At 22.4% G+C, this 23,226-nt stretch carries 27 protein-coding genes; 17 read left to right on the forward strand and 10 right to left on the reverse strand.

All coding sequences use genetic code 4. The annotated features are described in order from the left end of the window. Positions 1–309 precede the first annotated feature (309 nt). The 16 genes from mraZ (at position 310) to QEG99_RS02200 (ending at position 15,042) form a co-directional block, all read left to right on the forward strand. On the forward strand, positions 310–750 hold the full coding sequence (gene mraZ, locus QEG99_RS02125; RefSeq protein ID WP_280101556.1) for a division/cell wall cluster transcriptional repressor MraZ: 441 nt from the start codon (positions 310–312) through the stop codon (positions 748–750). Then, the gene (rsmH, locus tag QEG99_RS02130) at positions 750–1,646 is read left to right on the forward strand and encodes a 16S rRNA (cytosine(1402)-N(4))-methyltransferase RsmH (protein WP_318034596.1); all 897 of its coding nucleotides are present in this window, start codon (positions 750–752) and stop codon (positions 1,644–1,646) included. The genes mraZ and rsmH overlap by 1 nt, the downstream gene beginning before the upstream one ends. A gap of 12 nt (positions 1,647–1,658) precedes the next feature. Then, on the forward strand, positions 1,659–2,870 hold the full coding sequence (locus QEG99_RS02135; protein WP_280101557.1) for a hypothetical protein: 1,212 nt from the start codon (positions 1,659–1,661) through the stop codon (positions 2,868–2,870). Continuing rightward, a complete protein-coding gene (locus QEG99_RS02140; RefSeq protein ID WP_280101558.1) occupies positions 2,863–3,957 on the forward strand; it encodes a cell division protein FtsZ in 1,095 nt (364 codons plus the stop codon). Before QEG99_RS02135 ends, QEG99_RS02140 begins: the two co-directional genes overlap by 8 nt. A gap of 113 nt (positions 3,958–4,070) precedes the next feature. Next, on the forward strand, positions 4,071–5,153 hold the full coding sequence (locus QEG99_RS02145; RefSeq protein WP_280101559.1) for a nicotinate-nucleotide adenylyltransferase: 1,083 nt from the start codon (positions 4,071–4,073) through the stop codon (positions 5,151–5,153). Further along, positions 5,125–5,793: a phosphorylase family protein gene (locus tag QEG99_RS02150; protein ID WP_280101560.1), complete on the forward strand. Its 669-nt coding sequence runs from the start codon at positions 5,125–5,127 to the stop codon at positions 5,791–5,793. The genes QEG99_RS02145 and QEG99_RS02150 overlap by 29 nt, the downstream gene beginning before the upstream one ends. 11 nt (positions 5,794–5,804) lie before the next feature. Next, on the forward strand, positions 5,805–6,332 hold the full coding sequence (locus tag QEG99_RS02155) for a tRNA (cytidine(34)-2'-O)-methyltransferase (RefSeq protein WP_280101561.1): 528 nt from the start codon (positions 5,805–5,807) through the stop codon (positions 6,330–6,332). Then, positions 6,289–7,065, forward strand: a complete 777-nt coding sequence (locus tag QEG99_RS02160) for a TrmH family RNA methyltransferase (RefSeq protein WP_280101562.1) — start codon at positions 6,289–6,291, stop codon at positions 7,063–7,065. Before QEG99_RS02155 ends, QEG99_RS02160 begins: the two co-directional genes overlap by 44 nt. After that, a complete protein-coding gene (locus QEG99_RS02165) occupies positions 7,055–7,321 on the forward strand; it encodes a DivIVA domain-containing protein (protein WP_280101563.1) in 267 nt (88 codons plus the stop codon). Before QEG99_RS02160 ends, QEG99_RS02165 begins: the two co-directional genes overlap by 11 nt. A gap of 278 nt (positions 7,322–7,599) precedes the next feature. After that, entirely contained in the window at positions 7,600–8,445 is an 846-nt protein-coding gene (locus QEG99_RS02170; protein ID WP_280101564.1) for an Mbov_0400 family ICE element protein, read from the forward strand. 623 nt (positions 8,446–9,068) lie between these two features. Next, a complete protein-coding gene (locus QEG99_RS02175) occupies positions 9,069–9,974 on the forward strand; it encodes an Mbov_0400 family ICE element protein (RefSeq protein ID WP_280101565.1) in 906 nt (301 codons plus the stop codon). Beyond that, a complete protein-coding gene (locus QEG99_RS02180) occupies positions 9,974–11,149 on the forward strand; it encodes a hypothetical protein (RefSeq protein WP_280101566.1) in 1,176 nt (391 codons plus the stop codon). The genes QEG99_RS02175 and QEG99_RS02180 overlap by 1 nt, the downstream gene beginning before the upstream one ends. A 463-nt stretch (positions 11,150–11,612) precedes the next feature. Continuing rightward, the gene (locus QEG99_RS02185) at positions 11,613–11,906 is read left to right on the forward strand and encodes a hypothetical protein (RefSeq protein WP_280101567.1); all 294 of its coding nucleotides are present in this window, start codon (positions 11,613–11,615) and stop codon (positions 11,904–11,906) included. Between the two features lie 316 nt (positions 11,907–12,222). Then, complete coding sequence (locus QEG99_RS02190; RefSeq protein ID WP_280101568.1) at positions 12,223–13,560, forward strand: hypothetical protein; 1,338 nt, start codon at positions 12,223–12,225, stop codon at positions 13,558–13,560. Between the two features lie 6 nt (positions 13,561–13,566). Then, a complete protein-coding gene (locus QEG99_RS02195) occupies positions 13,567–14,256 on the forward strand; it encodes a hypothetical protein (RefSeq protein ID WP_280101569.1) in 690 nt (229 codons plus the stop codon). Next, positions 14,257–15,042 carry a hypothetical protein gene (locus tag QEG99_RS02200; RefSeq protein ID WP_280101570.1) on the forward strand — a complete coding sequence of 262 codons (786 nt, stop codon included), beginning with the start codon at positions 14,257–14,259 and terminating at the stop codon, positions 15,040–15,042. It abuts the gene before it with no gap. A gap of 126 nt (positions 15,043–15,168) precedes the next feature. On the opposite strand, the gene QEG99_RS02205 is transcribed toward QEG99_RS02200, so the two are convergent. The 9 genes from QEG99_RS02205 to QEG99_RS02245 form a co-directional block, all read right to left on the reverse strand. Beyond that, on the reverse strand, positions 15,169–17,043 hold the full coding sequence (locus QEG99_RS02205; RefSeq protein WP_280101571.1) for a hypothetical protein: 1,875 nt from the start codon (positions 17,041–17,043) through the stop codon (positions 15,169–15,171). A gap of 153 nt (positions 17,044–17,196) precedes the next feature. Beyond that, on the reverse strand, positions 17,197–17,565 hold the full coding sequence (gene rplL, locus QEG99_RS02210; RefSeq protein ID WP_280101572.1) for a 50S ribosomal protein L7/L12: 369 nt from the start codon (positions 17,563–17,565) through the stop codon (positions 17,197–17,199). A gap of 2 nt (positions 17,566–17,567) precedes the next feature. Next, positions 17,568–18,077 carry a 50S ribosomal protein L10 gene (gene rplJ / locus QEG99_RS02215; protein WP_280101573.1) on the reverse strand — a complete coding sequence of 170 codons (510 nt, stop codon included), beginning with the start codon at positions 18,075–18,077 and terminating at the stop codon, positions 17,568–17,570. Positions 18,078–18,234: 157 nt separating this feature from the next. Next, positions 18,235–18,651: an iron-sulfur cluster assembly scaffold protein gene (locus tag QEG99_RS02220; protein WP_280101574.1), complete on the reverse strand. Its 417-nt coding sequence runs from the start codon at positions 18,649–18,651 to the stop codon at positions 18,235–18,237. A 2-nt stretch (positions 18,652–18,653) separates the two neighbouring features. After that, positions 18,654–19,811, reverse strand: coding sequence for an aminotransferase class V-fold PLP-dependent enzyme (locus QEG99_RS02225; protein ID WP_280101575.1), 1,158 nt, complete (start codon positions 19,809–19,811; stop codon positions 18,654–18,656). Next, the gene (locus tag QEG99_RS02230) at positions 19,792–20,532 is read right to left on the reverse strand and encodes a TlyA family RNA methyltransferase (protein ID WP_280101576.1); all 741 of its coding nucleotides are present in this window, start codon (positions 20,530–20,532) and stop codon (positions 19,792–19,794) included. Before QEG99_RS02230 ends, QEG99_RS02225 begins: the two co-directional genes overlap by 20 nt. After that, positions 20,532–20,984 (reverse strand): hypothetical protein, encoded by a 453-nt coding sequence (locus QEG99_RS02235; protein WP_280101577.1) that lies wholly within the window; start codon positions 20,982–20,984, stop codon positions 20,532–20,534. The genes QEG99_RS02230 and QEG99_RS02235 overlap by 1 nt, the downstream gene beginning before the upstream one ends. Next, positions 20,953–21,366: a transcription antitermination factor NusB gene (locus QEG99_RS02240; protein ID WP_280101578.1), complete on the reverse strand. Its 414-nt coding sequence runs from the start codon at positions 21,364–21,366 to the stop codon at positions 20,953–20,955. Before QEG99_RS02240 ends, QEG99_RS02235 begins: the two co-directional genes overlap by 32 nt. Positions 21,367–21,369: 3 nt before the next feature. Then, on the reverse strand, positions 21,370–22,122 hold the full coding sequence (locus QEG99_RS02245) for a YebC/PmpR family DNA-binding transcriptional regulator (protein ID WP_280101579.1): 753 nt from the start codon (positions 22,120–22,122) through the stop codon (positions 21,370–21,372). A gap of 150 nt (positions 22,123–22,272) precedes the next feature. Here QEG99_RS02245 and QEG99_RS02250 point away from each other — a divergent pair, with 150 nt between their 5' ends. Then, entirely contained in the window at positions 22,273–22,506 is a 234-nt protein-coding gene (locus tag QEG99_RS02250; protein WP_280101580.1) for an MAG6790 family protein, read from the forward strand. Between the two features lie 71 nt (positions 22,507–22,577). Here QEG99_RS02250 and QEG99_RS02255 read toward each other — a convergent pair whose 3' ends face one another. Then, positions 22,578–23,147: a hypothetical protein gene (locus QEG99_RS02255; protein ID WP_280101581.1), complete on the reverse strand. Its 570-nt coding sequence runs from the start codon at positions 23,145–23,147 to the stop codon at positions 22,578–22,580. Positions 23,148–23,226 lie beyond the last annotated feature (79 nt).

A 23,226-nucleotide genomic window follows, 5' to 3' on the forward strand; every position in this document is an offset into this window, starting at 1 on the left:
ATATATAAATAGATATATTAATATAGTACTTGAAAAGTCCTTTATTTTTTCTTTCAACATCACCTCATTTAGACAAGATCTCTCAAGTCATAAAATATTTTACTCCTAAATTTTAAAAAAGCATATTTTTTCAAAAAAATAAAAAAAAATAAAAAAAAATATTAAAAAAACACTTTTTAACTATTTTCATGAGTTTTATATTATTAATTTTTTTTCATTTTTAGAACAAAAAAAGAAAAAAATATTTTTTTTATTTCATAAAAGGGTTAAAAAAATGTTATAATGTGGTAGATAGTGGTAAGGAGTGGTATGTTTGGAAACCATTTAAAAACAATAGATGAAAAAAACAGAATTATCATCCCTTCTCAATTCAGAGAGGAGTTGGGAGAAGTTTTTTACATTTCTTTAGGCTTAGATAAGATTGTTGAAATTCGCTCTAAAAGCGAATTTGATCGTATTAAAGAAAAAATGAAAGCTAATAATTCTTTAAATAAAAATTTAAGAGAATTTGCTAGATTCTTTTTCGGAAATACTACAGAGGCATCTTGTGATAAAGTTGGAAGAGTTGTTTTACCTAAAAATTTACTAAATCTTGTTGCTATCAAAAATGAAGCATATCTAATTGGGGTTGGAGAAAAAATAGAACTTTGACCAAAAGAAAGATATGAAGAACACCAATCAAAATTTATGGATGAAAATTCAATCGATGAACTTCAAAATAAATTATTTGAAAGTGGGGTCGAATTATAATGAAACATTATCCTGTTTTACTAAATGAAATAATTGAAAAATTAGAAATAAAAAACAATGGAATCTATGTTGATTTAACATTAGGAAGAGCAGGGCATTCATCAAATATATTAAAAAAAATAAAAACTGGATGACTTTATTCGTTTGATAAAGATAGTGAAGCTATAAAAAAAAGTGATAACTTATTAAAACAAATTTCAAATAACTTCACTTTAATTCACTCTGATTTTAAAAACTTTAAACAAAAACTTGAGGAATTAAAAATTAATAAAGTTGATGGAATTTTAATGGATTTAGGAGTATCATCTCCGCAATTAGATGAAGCCGAAAGAGGCTTTTCCTATAATAAAGATGCTAGACTCGATATGAGAATGGATACAAATCAAAAACTCGATGCTCATTTTATTATAAATAATTATGATGAAAGCGAATTAATAAAAATTTTTAAAAATAATGCAGATGTAATGCTCCCTGAAAGAGTTGCGAAAGGCATTATTGAAAACAGACCCATAAACAATACATTGGAATTAGTTGAAATAATCAAAAATTCATTACCAGCTAAAATAGTAAGGATGAAAAATCCTGCTAAAGCCGTTTTTCAAGCAATACGAATTGCTGTAAATAATGAATTTGAATCACTAAAAATCGCTTTAAACGATTCTTTAAATTTATTAAATTCTAATGGAAAATTAGCAATAATAACTTTTCATTCTATAGAAGATCGAATTGTTAAAAATTTTTTTGGAAATTTAATTAAAAACAAAACAGATCATCGCTTACCAATTATGGAAAAAAAAGATTGAAAAGTGAAAATTATTCTTCCTTCTAAAGAAGAAATTGAAAAAAATAAAAGAAGCAGAAGTGCGAAATTAAGAATACTTACAAAATTAAGTTAGTGAAAGGCAAAAATGAAAAGAGATATAAAAATTATTGCAAAAATTTGCGAAAATAAAAATTATTCATTATTGGCATATGAAAATATAAAAGATAACAATGTTTTAATTTTTGAAACTGAAAATGATCAGAAAAAAGAAATGTATGATTTTTTTCAAAATTCAATTAATTTATTAAATAAAAATTTAAAAACAAAAATTAAAAATATTTTTATTTTTCTAGATAATAGTGAATACTCTTTTCATTCTGCATCTTTTCAAGAAAAAAGAAGTATTCAAAATTCAAAAAAAATTGTAAATAATAATGAAACACAAAAAATATATGATTCTGTTTTAAAAGATAATCAAAATAATCAAAAAATGATTTCTACATTACCGGTTAATTATAAAATTAACTGAAATAATAAAGTTGAAGTTTTTTCAAAACTACCACTTAATAAAAATGCAAACGAAATTGAAATTTCATTTTTAAAATATTCAATAAATAGCGAGTATTATTCTTTTTTAATTAATCTATTTGACAAATTAAATATTAAGGTAAATAATATTTTTACATCACAAAATGCAACAATTTATTATTTAAACGAACAATCGAAAATAAATGATTGACAAATCATTGTAAATTTTGATGAAAATGTATCATGAATATCTGCCGTTAAAAATGGTAATATTTTAAAATACAAAAAACTTGAAAATTCATATTTAAAACTTGAAAGTCAAATTAATTCTAAAAGTGATTTAGATTTTAAAAAATGACAAGAAATTTCCGAAATTTATGGCGAGATTTTGGAAAATACAAAAACTGAAGCACTAATTTTAGATAAAAAATTAACACTTGAACAATTTAATAAAAATATAGAGGAATTTTTAATAAATTTAGCAAGTGAAATATATGAATTTACTAACGAAATAGGAAAGGATTCTTTTCCAATCGTTTTAATCGGAAAATTAGTTAATTTTCATAATTTAGAAAATACATTTTCAAAAAAATTAATTAACAATAAAATAATAGTTCATAATCCAAAAGAATACTTAAATATTTCAAAAAATTCAAACTTAATTCTTTCAGGTTTAAATTTTATTGAAAATACATTAAATAATAAATTGAAAAAAAATAATACATTAATAAATACTCAGCCATATGAAATTGAAGATTTATTTTTCAAAAAAAATAAATTACTTTTCTTAATTCAAAAACTATTTAGCAAGAAAGAAAAACATGCATAATAAATCAAATTTAAAAATTAAAGTTTTAGGTGTTGGTGGATGTGGTAATAACTCAATAAAAGCATTAATGAATAAACAAATACCCAATGTTGAATACATTGCTTTTAATACCGATTCACAAGCATTAACTCAATTTGATTCTGAATACAGTGTTCCTTTAGGAGATTTTGAAAAAAGAAGAGGATTTGGTGCAGGAAATGATCCGCAAAAAGGAAGAGAATGCGCTCTTGAAAGTAAAGATGAAATTGAAAATAGAATTAAAGATGCTGATATAGTAATAATTGCTGCCGGAATGGGAAAAGGTACTGGAACAGGAGCATCTCCTGTAATAGCGGAAATAGCTAAAAAAACCGCTTTATTAACTATTGCAGTTGTTACAATTCCTTTTGCTTATGAAGGAGAAAAAATCTTTAATAATGCAAAAATGGGACTAGAATTACTTAAAAAAGAAGTTGATGCAATTTTAATAGTTTCAAATGATAAATTACTTGAATCATTTGGAGCACTAGCAAGCGAACATTCTTTAAAATATAGTAATACAACTTTAGAAAAAACCATTGAAATGATTTCCGAAATAACAAATAAAGTCGGAACACAAAATGTCGATTTTGCTGATTTATTATCAATTTTAAAAAATAAAGGCGAAATAATCATTAACTCTGCTGATGGTTCTGGAAAGGATCGTGCTCAAAAAGCAGTGGAAAAAGTGTTATTTTCACCGATTTTAGAAAGTTCAATAATCGGAGCTACAGATGTTATTGTTAATATAACAGGATCAAATGTTACATATTATGAAATTAGTTTAATTATTGATACAATTAAAAAAGCAACAGGAATTAATAGTAATATTATCCAAGGACTAATTAATACCGAAACTCAAGATAAAGATATAAAAATTTCCATAGTTGCTTCTGGAATTGACAAAGACAAAAAAACTTTGGAAAAAGAAGAAATTCAACAAATTAATTTTCATAAAGAAAATAATAAGTGAGATGAATTATTTTATCAAGAAGATTTTCCTGGTGAAGAAAATTTGGAAAATGAAGAAGATGAAAGTTTCGACGATTTACCTTCTTTTTTAAAATAATTTAATTATTGACGATGTCTTAGAAGTTAATTTTAAATTTTTAACAAAAAAGGTGAATTAAAAAGTGGAATTCAGTTTCCACTTTTTTCATTTTAATTTATAATTTATACATTATGAAAATAGGAATTTTTGGAGGATCATTTGATCCTATACATAAAGCACATATAAAAATTGCCAAAATGGCAATTGAAAAATTGAATTTAGATAAACTATTTTTTGTTCCTGCATTTAAAAGTCCCTTTAAGCAAAAACAAGTTTATGCCCCTTGAGAAGATCGGGTAAAAATGATTGAAATGGTAAAACCTGAAAAAAGTGAAATTTCACTATTTGAAATTAAAAGAAAGGGAGTTAGTTATACAATTGACACTGTAAATCATTTTAAAAAACAATTTCCAAATCAAGAATTATTTTTAATTATCGGTTCAGATAATGTTCCAAAATTACATAAATGAAAAGAAATTGAAACAATTGCACAAAGTACTAAAATAGTTGTTTTTAAAAGAGATAAAAAAGTTAATAAAGAAAATTTAAAAAAATTTAATTGCATTTTACTTGAAAATGAAATATACCAAGATTCATCTACCGAAGTAAAATTTGGTAATTTTGCTAATTTAGAAGATTCGGTTATTAAATATATTGGTAAAAATTTTCTTTACATTTTAGATATTATTAATAACACAATGGATGCAAAATTAAATAAACATTGCCGCGTCACTGCCCAACTAGCTGCTGATTATGCAAAATTTTTAAATTATGATGCAAAAATTGCTTGATTTTCTGGATTAGTTCATGATTTAACTAAACGATGACCAATAGAATTACATCGCCAATTTTTAACAGAAAATAATATTGATGAAAAAACTGTTCCGGATTATAAACTCCATCAAACAACTGCGTCATTATGACTTGATAAATACTATCGAGTTCAAAATCCAGAAATTGTTAGAGCAATTAGTGTTCACACTTCATTAGACTATCAAATGGATACTTTAGATAAAATTGTATTTATGGCTGATAAACTTTGTCAAGGTAGAAAATGAGAGGGAATTCAAAAAGTAAGAAAACTAGCATTTGAAAATTTTGATAAAGCGTTTCAACAAGTTATTAATCATATAAAAGAGTATAATTTAGCCAAGGTAGAAGTATCGCAAGAGCAAGTAAATATTTATGATCATTGACTTAAAAAAGATTTTTAAAGCCCTAATTATTGCTGATGAAAATGAGCTTCATTCCATTAAAAAATACGGTTGAAAAAAAGTAAAATCAATTAAAATACTAAATAAAAAATTTTTTATTTATCAAAAAAATGAAAAATTTTTAACTTTAGTTCATTCAGGAATTGGCTTAATTAATGCTAGTGCTACAACAGCAATTTTACTTTCTGTTTTCACCAATATTAAAGTTGTTTATAATTTTGGTGCTGTAGGTGGTTATGGAGAAAATATTGAAATTTATGATTTAATTATTCCAGAAAAATTTTATATTATCGATACATTCACTCCTTGATATTTAGATGGGCAAACTCCAGGAGAAAAACAGTATTTTACTAATAATTTGACTGATTTATCAATAAAAAATTTCAATATTGGTTCATCTAATTCCTTTATCTTTAAAAAACAGAAAGCACAGTTATTTGCAAATAAATTTCAAGCTTTCATTTTCGATATGGAAAGTGCTGCTATTGCTCAAATTTGCGATCAAAATAAAGTTAAATTTATGTCTGTAAAAGCTGTTTCTGATAAAATAGGAGAAAATATTTTTTCCAAAGATGATATCAATTTAAGAATTAAAAAATCATCTATAATTGCTTTAGAATATCTAATTAAAATAATTTAATAAGGAGTAAAATGCTTAATATAGTTTTATATCAACCAGAAATAAGTCCTAATACCGGAAATATTATTCGTACTTGTTTTGCAATAGGTGCTAAATTACACATCATTCGTCCAATTGCCTTCGATTTAGAACCTAAATGATTAAAAAGACCAGCAGCAGGAAAAAGATTATCGGACATTAGACATGAAGTTCATAATAATTATGAAGAATTTGAAAAAAAATATGGAAATAAAAAAATATTTTATATTACCCGTTATGGACAACAAACATATGCTGATATAAACTTTAAAAAAGAAAAAGAATTTCAAAATGACATTTTTTTAATGTTTGGAACCGAATCAACCGGAATACCAAAACAAATTATGCAAAAAGATTTAAATGCTTGTTTAAGAATTCCGATGGTAAAAGAAAATCGTTCTATCAATTTAGCTAATTCTGTAGTTTTAGTTGCTTATGAAGTAATGAGGCAGCTTAATTTTGAAAATTTATCACTTTATGAAGTTCAAAAAGGGAAAGATTTTATTAAAAATGATCATTAGTTCATTACAGAATCCCAAAATTAAAGAATATAGTAAATTATTATTAAAAAAATATCGTGATAAATTCAATTTATTTATTATTGAAAATTGAAAAAATATTCAAGAAGCATTAAAAAAGAATTTAGTTGTAGAAATATTAACATCGGATATTAATTTTAAAATTGATAAATCAATAAATGTGATTTATGTTGAACAACATATTATCGACAAATTAAGTAATACTAAAAATCCACAAAATATTATCGCCATTTGCAAAAAAATGACTTATAATTTTGAATTAGGTAAAAAGGTGGTGGTTTTAGATAATATTCAAGATCCAGGAAATTTGGGAACTATTATTAGAAACGCAGTTGCTTTTGGCTTTAATTCCGTCATAATTAAAGGTGTAGATTTATATAATGAAAAAGTTTTAAGAGCAGCTCAAGGTGCTATTTTTCATATAAATATAATTCAAGAAAATGAACTAAAACAATTTTTAGAAAAAATTAAAAATCAATATTATATTTTTGGAACACTAGTTGATCATCAAAGTAAAGACATTGGTGAAATCAAAAATTTAAAAGACCAAAAAATGATTATTATTTTTGGAAATGAAGGAAACGGAATTTCTAAGGAACTAAATTATTTAATTGATCAAAATATTTTTATAAAAATAAATTTTGAATCACTCAATGTTGCATCAGCTAGTGCAATTATTTTAAACTATTTTAAGGAAATAAAAAATGATAGATAAACTAAGTAAAATAATTTTAGAGAAAGAGTTTAACAGCCGTTTTAATGGATATGATCCAGAACAAGTGGATGTTTTTTTAGATTCAATTATTAATGAACTTAAAACTATTAATAATTATCAAAATGAATTAGTGCAAGAAAATCAAAAAAATGCACAATTAGTTCAAAAACTTCAACAAGAAGTTAAAATGCTTAATTTTGAAATTAATAAATTAAAAAATCAAGAAAGTGTTTTAGATAAAAGACCAAAAAATTAAACTCAAATTAAAATATAAAATGCAACTTTTTTAACTAACAAAATATTTTTCCTTTTGTTAAAAATCAAAAAACAAGAAGTTGCATTTTTTATTTAATTAAAAATTTAAAAAATAATAAAATTTCTCTAACTAGAGAATATTTTTTACTATTGCAAATTATTTTTTTAAAAAAGAATATTTCAAAAAATATTATGTTTTTTTATGAATGTCACCTTTTATGTTGCGATATAATATATAATTTATATTAATATAAATTAATGTAAATTTAAGGAGTGATTATGAAAAAATATTTGTTAGAAAGATTTAGCGAATATGTTTTACCAACAGGAGCGAATTTATTACCAGATTCGCTAGGATTAAATTTTGCTATTCATCCTATTTTTCTTTTTAAAAATGAAATGGAAGAAGTGTTTTATGTATCAGCAAAAAGTGCTATTGAAGATAATGAAAAGTTAAAAATAAAAGCACTAGAGGAAGTTGAATATAGTTTTATCGACAAAAATAATGATGAAGTGAAAATTTATATTGATACTTCAAGAGTATATAAAATTAATAAATATGATTTATATGATATTGAACAAAAATATGGTAAATTTAATAAAATATGGGGGTTTAATTTAAAACCAGAAAAATATGGTGAATTAATAACTAAAACATATATGAATATTGAAAATAATTTAGCAGTAATGTATGATGTAAAATTCAATAAAGAAGAAAATGAAACTGCATTTGAACTAATATATGCCCCAAATCATAAAATGATTGAAGATTATTATAATATAAATCATAAAAACATAAAAATAAACAAAGAAGATTTAAAATTTTTAATAAAAAAACAACAGATAAAAAATCATAAATCATTTACAGAAATGGATTATACATTAACTATATACGAAAAATATCAAAGAATATTTAGAACTTGTTTTGACCTTCAAAAGGATGATTTTAGTTCAGAAAAAGATTATGAAAAATATGATAATTCAATTGAATATTATGAAGAAAATTATAAAATAGATATTAAAAAAATACAGAATCAAATTGATTTTACAAAAAATCAAGCATTTATCAATGAATTGAAATACGATAAAGATTTACTGAGTGAAAAATATAAAAAAGAGTTGTAACAAGAATAAAATTTAAAAATGAAAATGTAATAAAAAGAAAATTATTAATGAGTTTGGATATTTTATTGCTAGTTAAAAAAGTTGCTGCATCAATGTAAATTTATTAGAAAAGAAATAAAATATCAATAAAATTTAGATAACCTAATTTCGAAAATATGTTAGATGTATGAAAAATATTGTTAAACTATAAATAACTATCAATTAAATAAATTAAAACACCTTTGAGTGTTTTTTATTTGAAATGTTAATATTAAAATCAATATTATAGTTTTAAAACATTAATTAAATAAAAAATTTAAAAGATTAAAAATCGTTATTTTTTAGTAATAAAGAATACTTAATTTCTAAAAATTAAATGTTTTAATCGCCCAAATATTTTTATTAAAATGAATTTAGAATTACTTAATGTATTAAAAGTTGGCACAACTATTTTAACTTTTTAATAAAATGAAAATGCTAAATTAACTAAGCTAAATAATTTAAACAAAGAATTTTAAAGTCATTTTAATGATTACGATCTAGAACAAGTTTTTTTTTTTTTTTTATTTAAGTATTGCTCTTTATAAAGTAATATAAGATATAATTTATATAGATATAAATTAATGTAAATTTAAGGAGTGATTATGAAAGAAAATGCCAGTTATTCAGAAAAATTAAATCAATATTTTCCACCGAATAAAAGTAATATATTAACAAATTCTTTTGGTCTAAAACATAGGAGACTTCCTGTTTTCATTTATAAAACTGAAGTGGGAAATATTTTTTATCTTTTAGCTAGAAGCGCAACTGATAAAGATAATAAAACAAGAAAAATCAGATTTGGTGAAGTAGAATATGCTATTATTGATAAAAATGGAGTTAAAAAAGATATGTACATTGATACAACGGTAATTTATCAAGTCGATGAATATGATTTATATGATATTGAACAAAAATATGGTAAATTTAAAAAAATTACATCTGCTAATTTATCTACATCAAAGTTTGCAGAAATAGTCGAAAAATCTTATTTTAATATCGAAAACAAATTAGCATCATTACAAGAAATTAAGTTTAATTATAATAAACAGAAAACTGAAATAAAAAATATCTATGTTCCTAATCATAAATTATTAGATGATTATCAACAAACAAAAAATGATAAATATTTAATGAAGTGAAATAAATATTTTAATGAAAATGATTTAATTTATTTAATAAAAAAGCAACAAATAATTAATCATAAATCGCTAACAGAAATGGAATATTCTTCAACTAAATATGAAATATTTTTTGAAAATTTTTTAGATGTTTATCAAGGAAAACCTGATTATTTTGATGAAAATCAAAGAGAAGAATTAAAAATATTTAATTCTGTAGTAGAGAAAATTGAGGAATATTATCCTAGAGAAATTGAAAAATTTATTAGTACAATTGATTTTGAAAAAAATCAAGCATTTATTGATGAATTGGAATATGATAAAGATTTGTTAAGTGAAAAATATCTTAAAGAGTTAAAGCAAGAAGAAGATTTAGGGATGGAAATGTAATGAGAAAATTATTAATGGGTTTAGGAATTTTATTACCAGTTAGTGCTGTTGTTGCAACAACTAGTTGTGAATTTTTTTCTGCACCAATGCAAGATTTATTAGAAAAAGATAAAAAGAATAATGAAAATGGCACTAATAATGATAAAAAAGATAATAATCCTAACAATTCACAAGCACCAAAAACAGAACCTTCAACTTCAAATCCTATAAATAAAAGTAGTGAAATGCCAACTGAGTTTAAGCAACCTAATTTTGAAAAAATGGGAAGTTTTTATCCAACATGATTATATTTAGTAAATGTTCCGAAAATGGTTGAAAAAACATTTAGTGATAAAGAAAAAGAAGGTGTAAATTATAAATCCATTTATAAACAAAAAGTGGTTGAAACATATAAAGCAATTGCTGATACTATCTCTGGTGAAAAATATAAAGATTTTCCGTATCTATGAGATTGAAAAACTGATTTGTTAAATGGTAAATATAAATCTTTAAATAATGAAAAAGTAAATGAAAACGATCCAAAATCCCAAGTTAAAAACAAACAAATTGACAAAATGGAAGATGGATATAAAAGAAATGTACAAAATAGAAATGTTGATGATGATTTTTTTAATCCCGAGATTAATAAAAGGGAAATAAATATTTTAACCGCCTTTTTCTACACTAATTATTTATATTATGATACATTTGCATCAACTCAAATATATATTTTATATTACTATGCACTGTATCAAGCAGATTTATATTCAATAAATGATGAAAATAAATCACTTAAAGAGCAACTTAAAACTAATTTTGATAAATCTAATAGTTTAAGTAAATTAAAAAAATTCATAATTGAATTTTTACAACCAACAAATCATTTAAATTGAAGTGATGATATGATGTGAATGAAAGACCAAGATGATAAAACATTATTTATTGAGTGAATGAATTTATTAACTAATGAACTAGAAATGATGGAAATATATGTAAATGATAAAAGTGATTTAGATAGTGATGCATATTACAATTTAAAAATTAAAACATTACCTAAAACTTGAGATAAAATTTACAATGATTTAAATAATGGTAGATTTAAAGAAAGTTATAGTAAAAAAGAGTTAGAAAATTTTGTAAAGCAAAAGTTAGAAAACAAATATTCTCAAATATATCATTTTGAATATAAAAAATAAACTACTTTTTTATGTTAAATTGATTCGAAGGGTGTAATGAACAATAAAAAGGAGAAATTATGAAAGAAATGAAAAAGGTTCTTGAAAAAAATATGTTAGATGTATGAAAAATCTTGCAAAACTATAAATAACTATTAATTTAATAAATGAAAACACCTTCTATGGGTGTTTTTTCTTTGAAAAATATGAAAATCTGTTATAATTTATAAGTAGATTTAGTTACTATAAACTCTTCAAAAGTCGAGCCAGCCTTAAGCCATTTTGTAAATTCGCCGACCCAGCAAGAGGTCGCCTGATTTAAGGCGATTTTTTTATTTAATAATTTTATTAATCTATTTCACTCATTTTATGGTATAATATAATTTATATATTTGAGAATTTACGGAGAAAAACACATTGAGATTAAATGTGTATTTTTTCGTAAATTTTTTATTTTTAAATTTTAAACAAAAAAGGAGGAAAAATGGTTAGTTTATTTAATAATGAAACTAGCAACGAATTAGGTGAAGCGGTTGGAAATATTGCCAAAAATACTAAAGCACTATTACAAATTGGTGCTTCAGTATGGTGAACTATTTATGCATTATTTATAGTTGTGGTTGCAATAATAATTATATTTTATGCAATCAAATATAAAATTAATTCCAAAAGAGAAGATAGTGAGCAAGAAAAGGTAAAATCTACTAAAAGGGCTTTATTATGATTCATGTTTTTAATAATGTGATTTTTTATATCTATTATTTGGGTCTATGTTTAAATTATTTATTAAATTTATAATTTCATATATCTGCAATAAATATTTAAAATCTAAATATAAAAATCGGTTTTAATAAAGGGCAATAATGGCTTGTCAAAAATTTTTAAACCTAAGAAATAAAATACTAAAAGAAGCATTTTACATTAGATTAGTTAACTAATAACAAGAATAATAAGTATGTGTTTAAAATATTTTAAAAATATCAACTTTTCAGGTATTAGTGGTTATATTGTGATTTTAATATATATCTTTGTTATTTTAATTTTAAAATTTATTAAAAAAAATCAAAAAGATAAAAATGGTTTATAATATCACTATGAAAATATCAAAATTAATACTAAATCACGGAGAAGTTCTATCTTCAGTAAATATTGTACAACCGCTACAAGTCTTAAATATAAACAAAGAAATCGACAAACCTAAAATTCAACATAGAATTCATATTAATGATTCTGTTTTTTCTAAAAATATAGATAAAAATAAAATACTTTTAATGGATAAAATTTCTTATGAAATAAATTCTATTAATAAAAATTTCTTATGAGAAAGCACAACCGAAAAGGAAAATGTTGAAAAAATTATATATGAAAATGAATTTATAAATACGACAGAAAGAGAACTGCAATTTAAAAATGCATATTTTAAAATTAAAAATGGACAAATTTCAAAAGAAGAAATTATAAAATTTTATGAAAATGATGAAGAATACAAAAAAATATTGAAATCATATGATGAAGATACAACTTTAAATAGTGATACTAATTATAATGATATCAATATAATTACTTATAATAAAACAACAGGAACAGAAGAAAATGAAATCAATATTAAAAATAACAAATCAAACATTTCAAAAAAAGAAATAAAAGACAGTTTAGATAAAATTTCAGAAGAATTAAAAAACGAATTTAATAAACAAATTGACTTAATAAGAAGAAAAAATAACGCTACAAAAGAATATTTAAAAATAGTAGAAGGGCTCAATATTGCATCAGCAGCATTAACAACCGCTGCATGAGCTTTAGCCGCTGTTTACATAGGGATATCAGCATGAACATTTGGTTCTATGGCTGCTCATGCTGTTGCCGCTACTGTACAAGCGGGAGTTATGACATATTTTGTAAAAATTTCTTTTGACAATCAATACGAAATAAAAAATAAAATTATTGAAGTTGATAATTTTTTAAAATCAAAAGAAGTAAATGATTTTTCCTTTTTAATAAATAAAAAAATAAAGGATATAAATCAATGAATAAAGGATAATGTATATGTAATATCGGCTGATTTAGGAGTAAAAATGAGAGATTTTTTTGTATCTTATTCCGCTGGTAAGGGTGTACAACTATTTCACGACAGTATAAATTCAGTTTCAAATAAATTATCAAATAATATTGTTAATAAATTACAAAATATGTTTCCACTCAAGGAAATAAAAACTATAAATCAAAGAATTAAAATTATGGATAAGTTATTTAAAAAAATAACTGAAAGTATATCGAATTTTTTAGAAAAAATGTGAAGCAAAAAAATCATTTTAAGCAACACAGCTTGAGCATCTCCTATAGGCAAAATTATAGAAATAATTGATAATATAGTTTCTGGCTTTTCAATCATTAATGATTTTACTTTTTTTATAATACAATTAAAGGCGTAATTATATATGAAAAAGAATAATGTTAACAATAACTATGAACAATTTAAAAAATGACATTTTTTAAATAGAAGAAAACAAATTAGATATAAATATAGAGATTTATTTTTTTGAATTTCGATGTTAATGCTTTTTATTTGTTCAGTTTGTATAGAGCGAATTACTAATTCAACTATTGATCCGACAATTAAAATTTCATTAATGCTCGTTATTGCGGTAATAATTTTGCCCTTATTTATAACTTGCGTTTATATGAGAGAGCATTTTTTCCCAAAAAAAATGGCAATTAAAAAATTTTATTTTTCAATAAATTCTAAATTTATTTTACAAATTTTTAATGAAGTGGATAAAGATAATCTTTCCTTTTATGAAATTCAATTTATTGATAAAACAGAAAATTTAGTTTATCAAAATATCAATAATAAAGATGATTTTTCTTGAATTAGAATTACTACCAAAAATGATTTGCAAATCTATTTTGGATCTTCATTAATTGACGAAAATAAAAGTGTTTTAATAATAGATGAAAAAATAATTGAACTAAATGATAATATAAACTTATCAAAAATTGTTTTACTAACTAGAAATGATTTTAACAGTAATAATGAAGAAGAATTGAATCTTTTAAATCAAGAAATTATAAATAAAATAAATGATAGTTTTGCTAAAATAAACAATTTAATAATCGAGGCTAAATAAATGGAACTTAATAACAAAAAAGAAATGGAAAATTATTTTATTTATAATTTAAAATTTGAAAAAAATAACGATGAATTTACAATGATTGATAAATTTAAAAAAAATAAATTTTTAAATGAGACAAAAATTTCTTTATTTTTAAATAAAATAAATATTAAGTGATTTCACTTTTTTATATTTACATGGTTAATGATGCTTTATTTTGCATTTTCGCCTTTATTTTTGGATTACAATATTAAAGAACTGATTATAACTTGAATTGTTTTATCAACTATTTTTTCTTTACTTTATATTATTTTTATAATTTTAGGCTTTTGAAAATGAAAATATTTTAGTTCCACTAAAAGAATTAATAAATTAAAAATTTATTTAGAAAGTGTTAATGATTTAATTTATTTAATTAATAAATTTCCTGAAGACAATCTAAATTTTGAAATTCATAGCATTAAAATAGTGTCAAAATCAGAAATAGAAAAAATATTTAATCAACAAATCAATTTAACAGATCAATATTTTTTACAAATAACTATGCAAAATGATCAAATTTATTATTGAAATTATTTTTCTAAAAATCAAAATGATTTAATTTTTTATCTACCAGATGATAAACAAATAACTTTAAAGAAAAATCAAATAGTTTCTTTTTATTTAAATAAACCTATTGACATTTTTAATTATGAATTAATTTGTAAAATATATCCTTTTTATGAAATAGCTCATTTGTTTATAAAATTATTTTGTGAAAAAATTTTGGATTTAAATTATCAATTAACTAACTTTAATTAACTAAAATAAACCATTTTAACTAGATGGTTTATTTTTTATTAAACAATTATGTATTTAAATTTAAATTACTTAAATAAATAAAAAACATCTTAGTAATTTAAGATGTTAATATAATTTATTATCTTTTTATAGCACATTGATAACAACATTTTTTTCATAGCTGTTATTATTTAATTTTTTAATTGTTTTGATTTTATAATTTGCAAATTTAGTTTTATCAATATAAATATCTAGATTATTTAAATTGCTATAAGCATAAACTTTTTTAATTTTTTGATTATGTTCTAATATAATTTCAAATAACTGATGATTATTTGAAAAGTCATCTGTTAGTTGATATATATCAGTTAAATTTAATGAATATTTTACTTTATTTTCATTTATATTAACAGAAGTTAAAGTTTTAGTTAAAAAAATGGATTCAGGTTTTAGTAATTGATTATTTTCAAAGTCCAAATCAATAATCTGTCTTTCACTATTATTTTCTTTTAATATTGCATTTAAAAAATAAAGTACATCTTGTTTATCAGTTAATTGTAATTGATAATCTTTTGATAAATCTGTTCAAATTGCTTCTTCTTGATTTACTAATTTAGAATTTAATTTTAAATAAGAAATTTTAATTTCGTTAGTAGCAGTTTCATTTAATTTTTTAACTAAAGTAAAAGTTAAATTATTTTGGTAATCACCTTTAACTTTAATTGAATTATCGAGTGATGGATAAACATTATTAATTGTATTATTTTTAACTATAAATTTAATTTTATTATCTTTTGATGTAAATTCAAAAGTATCATTATTTTCTAGTTTATCCGAAATTTTATTTACAAAATCAAATATTAAAATTTTATTTTGTAAATCATAATAATATTCTTTTAAAGTAAATTTACCTGATGATTTTTTATTTACTTTTAGTTGAATTTCATTTTCATTATTAAAATTTAATTCATTATTTATGTCTTTAACTACAAAAATAATTTTTTGATTATTAATTACATAATGAGAAATGATTTCTACTTCTTTTTCTGTTGCTTGAATTATTCTTATTTGAGAATTAAAATCATAAAAATTAGCAATTGATTTTTCAAAACTATTTTCCTCTTTTTCTATCAAATCAAAAATGATTCATTCTCTTTTTTTATCTAGTTCATTTAAATTAAATTTAGCAATATTTTCATCATAAATAGCATTTATTATTTTAATATTATTGTTTCTATCTTTAAAAACTAATGCTAATTTTGAATTTTCTTGAAGCTCTAATTTTTTATAATCAATTTCTAAAATATCATTATTTATTTTTCCTAAATTATAATTTGATAAAGTTAATTTATCACGATTTTGGGAAATAAAATTATTATCAAGTAAATTGTTAGAAATTCCAAAATTAACACTTTTAACTATATATTTTCCAGGATTAAGATCGCTTGGAATATTAATTTTTAATTGATTATCAATAACTTTTACTTCATATTGTCTATTTTCATTAGAATTTTTAACATTTTCAATTAAAACTGTAAAAACTTCTTTACTAATATGGTTATTAATATTTAAAGTAAGTGAATTACCGTTATTTTCCTTTATTTCATATAAAGGTCAATCAATTTTTAAATTCTCAGTAATTTTTGAACTTTCTGGAAAAATAACTTCTAAATCACTTTTACTATTAACCAAATCATCACCTTCAAGAGTAAAAAGTAGAAATTGTTCATTATTTTCATTTATTATTTGTGCTTCAACTTTTTTATTTTTTGTTTCGTCATATTTAATAGTTAATGAAATATTATTTAAATCGTTAACTTTATTTTTTAATTTATATTTAACATTCCAAATTCCTTCTTTTTTAAAAATTTCTAAATCACGACTTTTTTTAACTTCGGCTTTTTTGTCGTTTTTTTTATTTATTAAAATAGGTACCGCTATTGCTGCACCGATTGCTACCATGGCAATAGGTGTTCCAAAAATTAAAACATTTTTAAAAATTTTTTTACTTGATTTTTTCATAATTATTCCTTTTAATACAAATTAAATAATAATATTATAACCCTTTATAGAAAAAATGAAAATATTTGTTTTTATTATTGTGAAATAATTTAACAAATATAAAAATAGACCTTATTTTTGTAAAGGTCTACTAATTTTATTAATTAAAAGAAACTATCCTAAAGTAACTTCAGCACCAGCTGCTTCTAATTTCGCTTTCATTTCTTCAGCTTCAGCAACTTTAACATTTTCTTTTAGAACAACAGGAACTGAATCAACTAATTTTTTAGCTTCCATTAATCCTAATCCTAAAAGATCTTTAACTACTTTAATAACATTAACTTTTTGTCCACCATCAGCTTTTAATGTAACATTAACTTCTGATTTAGCTTCAGCTGCTTCAACAGGAGCCGCTGCAGCAACCGCAACTGCTGAAGGGTCAATTCCGAACTCTTCTTTCATTGCTTCTACTAATTCCATAACTTCTTTAATGTTCATTTCTTTTAATGATTCAATAAATGATTCTTTTGTTAATTTAGCCATTATTATTTTTCTCCTTCTGCTAATATTTTATTTTCATCGACTAACATTTTTAGTCCAACTGATAATTGTCTTAATGAACCCATCAATGAAGATGCAAGCATTGTAAGCGCTTCTTCATAACTTGGTAATGATGCAACTTGATTTGCTTCAGCAGCATCAATGATTTTGTTTTCGTAAATACCACCTTTTAGAATAACTTCAGGGTGTTTTTTAGCGAATTTAGAAATTATTTTTGCTGGTGCAATAGCATCATTTCCACCGAATGCAAAAACATTTGGACCAACTAAAGTTGAGCTTAATTCTGAATAACCTAATTCATCTGCAGCTATTTTAAAAAGTCTATTTTTATAAACTTTAATTTTAACTCCAGCTTCTTTTAGTTGTTTTCTTAATTGCTCAAATTCTGATACATGTAATCCACGATATTCAGCAATAATTAATGATGAAGATTGTTTTAAACTATTTTTAACTTCAGCAACAATATTTTCTTTTTCTTTTCTAAAAGAATTCATTAAACCTCCTTATATTTTATTAATTGCAATAATTTGAAGGACTTATATATTCAAATAACAAATTAAGTAATTAAATTAATTTAAATACAGTTATTATCTCCATATATTGCTTTTTGAATTATAACATTTTTTTTATTATTTAAAAACATTTAATTTATTAAATTGCCTTTTTTAAAATTTGATAAACTAAACTAGCACATTCTAAACGATTTAAATGAGTTTTTACATCAGAAAAAATTACTAAATTTTCTAATAAATTTAAATCTATTGATTCTTTAGTTTGATTTATTAAATTATGATAATTTTCAATAATTTTTTCAATTAAAGTTATATTTTTATTTTTAATTAATGATAAAAAAATGTCAGTTGATGCTAAAAAAACAGCACAACCGGTGCCTGAAAATTTTGCATCAACAATAATATTATTTTCTTTTTTAATAAATAAATCCATTTCATCAACACACTTAGTACTATGAATGTAAAATTTTTGATAGTCATCTAATGGTTTTGATATTTTGTTTTCCGGATGAAGATAATGTTTCATTATTAATTGGCGTTTTGTATTATTATCCATTATTAAATAAAACTTAAAAAGTCTCCTCCCTCCTTTAATGCTTTAACTAATTTATTAATATCATTTTTATTATTATAAAACGCTAATGATACTCGAACATAATCGTTTTCTAATTCGGCAAAAGAAAGTGCTTTGGAGCAAAAATTACCACTTCTAACATAAATATCTTTATGTCCCAAATAAGAAGCGATATCTTGTGGAGCATAATTTTTAATTCTAAATAATGTTATAAAATCACCTTTTTGAGAAAAAATTTCAATTCCTTTTACTGTTAGTAAACGGTCGTATAAATAATTAGCTAATTCTAAATTAATTTTTTGTATTTCATCGATAGTAATTTCATCAATTAAATTTAATGCCTGTTCAAATTGTCAAATTGCTGCTAAATTTAAAGTCCCTGGCTCAAATGCCTCGATTGTTTGTTTTTTGCACCAAGAATTAACATCAATCATTTTTTCAACAGAACCACCGCCAAAAATGACAGGATTGATTGATTGTAAAATATCTTGTTTTATAGCTAAAATACCCAAACCTGTTGGTCCATATAATTTATTTGTACTAAATGCAATTATGTCCGAATTTGCAAAAGAAACTTTTTCGTGAGCAATCGCTTGAGCAGCATCATTTACTACAATAGCATTAAATTGTTTGGCTTTTTGATAAATTGAATCACTATCAAAATGTTGATCAATATTATTTGTTACTTGAGAATAGGCAATGATTTTAGTTTTATGATTAATATCAGCAACTAAATTTTTAGAAAATTTAACTTGTAATTTTAATTCTTTGGCTATTTCTAGTCAAGGAATAATGTTGGAAGAGTGATTATAATATGAAAGTAAAATTTCATCTCCTACATTTAATAATTGTTTTGCCATTAATGAAAATAAATTCAGCGATTGTGTGGTTCCGGAAGTAAAAATAATTTCATTAGGTGAACCATTTAATAAATTAGCAACTTTTTGGCGCACTAAATCAACTTTTTGCTGAACAATAATTCCTAATTTTGAATCAGATGTTCGTGTACTTATAGCATATTTTTTATAAAATTGTGAACCAGCATTAATTACTGAAATTGGTTTTTGAGTTAAAGCAGCATTATCTAAATAAACAATTTGATTATTAAGCATTGGAAATAATTTACGATAATTTTTCTTCATCTTTTATCCTTTCATACAAACTTAAATATTCAATATTTTTAGATTTATTACCTGTAATAGGTGATTGATGAACATTTATTAACTTAAAACTATATTCTAAAGCATATTGAGAAACTCGATTAATTAAAAAAGGATGGTGTTTTGGATTTACGTAACCACCTTGTTCAACATATTTACTACTTGCTTCAAATTGTGGTTTAATTAATAACATTATTTGTGTATTATAATCAGTTATTTCATTTATAACTTTAAAAACCTCTTTTAAACTTATAAATGAAACATCACATACAATTATGTCCATAATTTCATTAAACTTCTTGAAATTAATGGATTTTAAATTGGTTTTTTCCATTACAATTACTTTTAAATTATTTCTTAAAGAATATTCTAATTGATTTGTTCCAACATCAAGTGCATAAACTTTTTTAGCACCATTTTTTAAAGCAACTTGTGTAAATCCGCCCGTTGATGAACCGATATCTAAAACTGTTTTATTTTCAAAATCCAAATTAAAAATTTCTATTGCTTTTAATAATTTATATGCCCCTCTTGAAACTCACTCTTTTTTTGTTTGTTTAACAGTAATTACACTATTAATATCAACTTTTAAATGTGGTAATAAAATTATTTGATCATTAACTAAAACTTTACCAATTCTTATTAAAGTTTCACCATTTTCATAACCTTTTTCATTTACTAAATCTAGTAATTTTTTTTTCATTACTTACCTATTACTTTCAAAATATTTTGTAAATAAAAATTAAAATCATTACTTATATCCATTAAAATAATTGCAATTAAATTAAAAATTTCCCGACTTTCTTTTTCTAATTTTTCTTTAATTGCAAAATTTTCTTCTACTTCAATTTTTACTCTTAAATATAAAAAATGCGAAGTTAATTTAATTATTTTCTCTTTTTGTTCTTGATTTGATTTTACTTTTTTATATACTAAATTTAAAATATCGATAAAGATAAATTCATTAAATTTATCAATAAGTGACTTTTCCATTTCTTTTAATTTCAAAATTTTTAAATTTAATTTAAAAGTTGAACATAAATTTAAAATGAAAAATCTCATTTTTTTACTTTTAAAAATTTTTTTATATGCTTTTCATTGCCTTGATTTAATTAAATGGATTTTAATTAGATTTTTTATGATTGTTTTTTTCATATTCCTTATCAACTTTTTCTAAAATAGCATTTACCAATTTATAATCAACATCTTTTTCCATTGTGTAGTCTTTGGTAATTTCTACAAATTCATTAATTACAATTTTTTTATCAATATAAAGCAGTTCAAATGAACCTAGTAGTAAAATAGCTCGAATCAATGGAAGATTTTCATTTCAGTCCTTTTTTAAAAATAAGCAAATTACTTTCTTTAAAAAAATGTAATATTTTTCTATAAATTCTATAGTTTTTAATTGTTGTGAAGAAAGTTCGTGTTTTTCAAATACTTCTTTTGAATTAATAATTTCATTAAACAATTCGTATTGATATAAAATCGAAATAATTTCATATCGATATTTTTTTCTGTTTTTTTGATTATTCATATTTTATTCTTCTTCAACATCCGATAAAATCGAAAGATCCATATTGTGAAATACTTCTTGAACATCTTCATCATCTTCAAATTTTTCAATGTGTTCTAAAAGTTTTTTAGTTTTTTCTTCGTCTAGAGCAATTTCTTGATTTGGTATATATGTAACTTCCGCTGTTTTGTATTCAAAATTATATTGCTGATCTAATGCGTTTTTTAAGTTTAAAAAATTAGATGGTTCACAATAAATTTCATAAAATTCGTTTTCGCTTTTAAAATCATCAGCACCATTTTCTAATGCAAACATCATCAATTCTTCTTCATCAATATTATTTTTTTCAATTTCTAAAATTCCCTTTTGATCAAATACATATGGAATTGACCCTTGTTTTCCGACTTGACCACCAGCTTTTTTAAATAATGATTGAATATTGGAAACTACCCTATTCATATTATCAGTTAAACATATTACTAAAAATGTTACTCCTCCAGCTAATGTTCCTGAGTAAATAACTTCTTTAAAATCTGCTCCTTCTTTCGATGCACCAGTTGCTTTAGCAATTGCCTTTTCGATATTTGCTTTAGGCATTGATTTTGCTCTCGCTTTTGAAACAACCATCCTTAATGCGGGATTTGTTTCAATATCTCCTCCACCTCTAGCTGCTGCTACCATTATTTCTTTTGAAAATTTTGCAAAAATTTTCCCTCTTATTGCATCTTGAGCGCCCTTACGATGCTTTATATTAGCTCATTTTGAATGTCCTGCCATATTTCTCCTAAATTATTAACAAAATATAATTTTAATTATATTAAATTTTCAAAAATTTCAAAAATATTTTATTTTTATTATAAAAATAATGAAATTTTTAATATTAGTAGTAAAAAAAATAATTTAATTAAAAAGTATATTATAATTTAATTGAAAGAAGGTAAAAATATGTATCAATACAAAGCAGTTTTAAAATCAAATAAAAAAGTTATAGCCCAAGGCCATTCTTTAGAGGACATAGAAAAAGATATAAAACACTTTATTAGACAACAGAAAAAAGGAATTCATACAGAAAGTAATGTTCCAATTGAAATTTACCACATTTACAGAGACAAAACAAGTGGCTCTGAAACTTCAAAAGAAAAATTAGTAAAAATTATATAAATAAATTCCTCTTTAATATGAGGAATTTTTCTTTTTATTTTAAATATCTTTTATATCTTATAAATTTTATGTTACTTTTTATTTTTATATTTTTTAATATCATCTTCGTGGAAAGATTTTAACATTTTAACATCTTCTTTAATTTCCTTAATATCTTGGCTGTGTTCTTGTAAAATTTTACTGTGTTCAGCCTGGATTTCCTTAATTTCTTTAATATCTTGGCTGTGTTCAGCTTGAACTTTCTTAATTTCTTTGATGTCTTTGCTATGTTCTTGTAAAATTTTATTGTGTTCTGCTAAAATATCTTTTATTTTATTAATATCTTGTGCTTGTTTTTCTTGAATTGCTTCAACTCTATCAAGCCTATTATTGATTTTTTTAATATCAGCAGAATTTTCATTAGTTTGTTTTTGCACATCTAAAAGTACATTTTGCATATTAAGAACTAAATTATATAAGGATTTAAGTGTGATTTTTTTCTCACTAGTTTCTTGTGTTTTTAATTGATTTGCATATGCCATAACTATACAACTTTCTCCTTCCTTTTCTTCTATACTTCACTCAACGTTTTCATATTTATCTAAAGTTTTTAATGCCTCTTTTTCAGAGACTTTAATTTTTTTACCTGTCTTTTTTATCATACCATAATCATAATCAAAAAAAATTAAATTACCAAGAAATTTAAACAAAATTTAAACAAATACTGTTGTTTGTTTAATT

This window comes from Mesomycoplasma lagogenitalium (genome assembly GCF_029854295.1).
GTDB lineage: Bacteria > Bacillota_I > Bacilli_A > Mycoplasmatales > Metamycoplasmataceae > Mesomycoplasma_A > Mesomycoplasma_A lagogenitalium.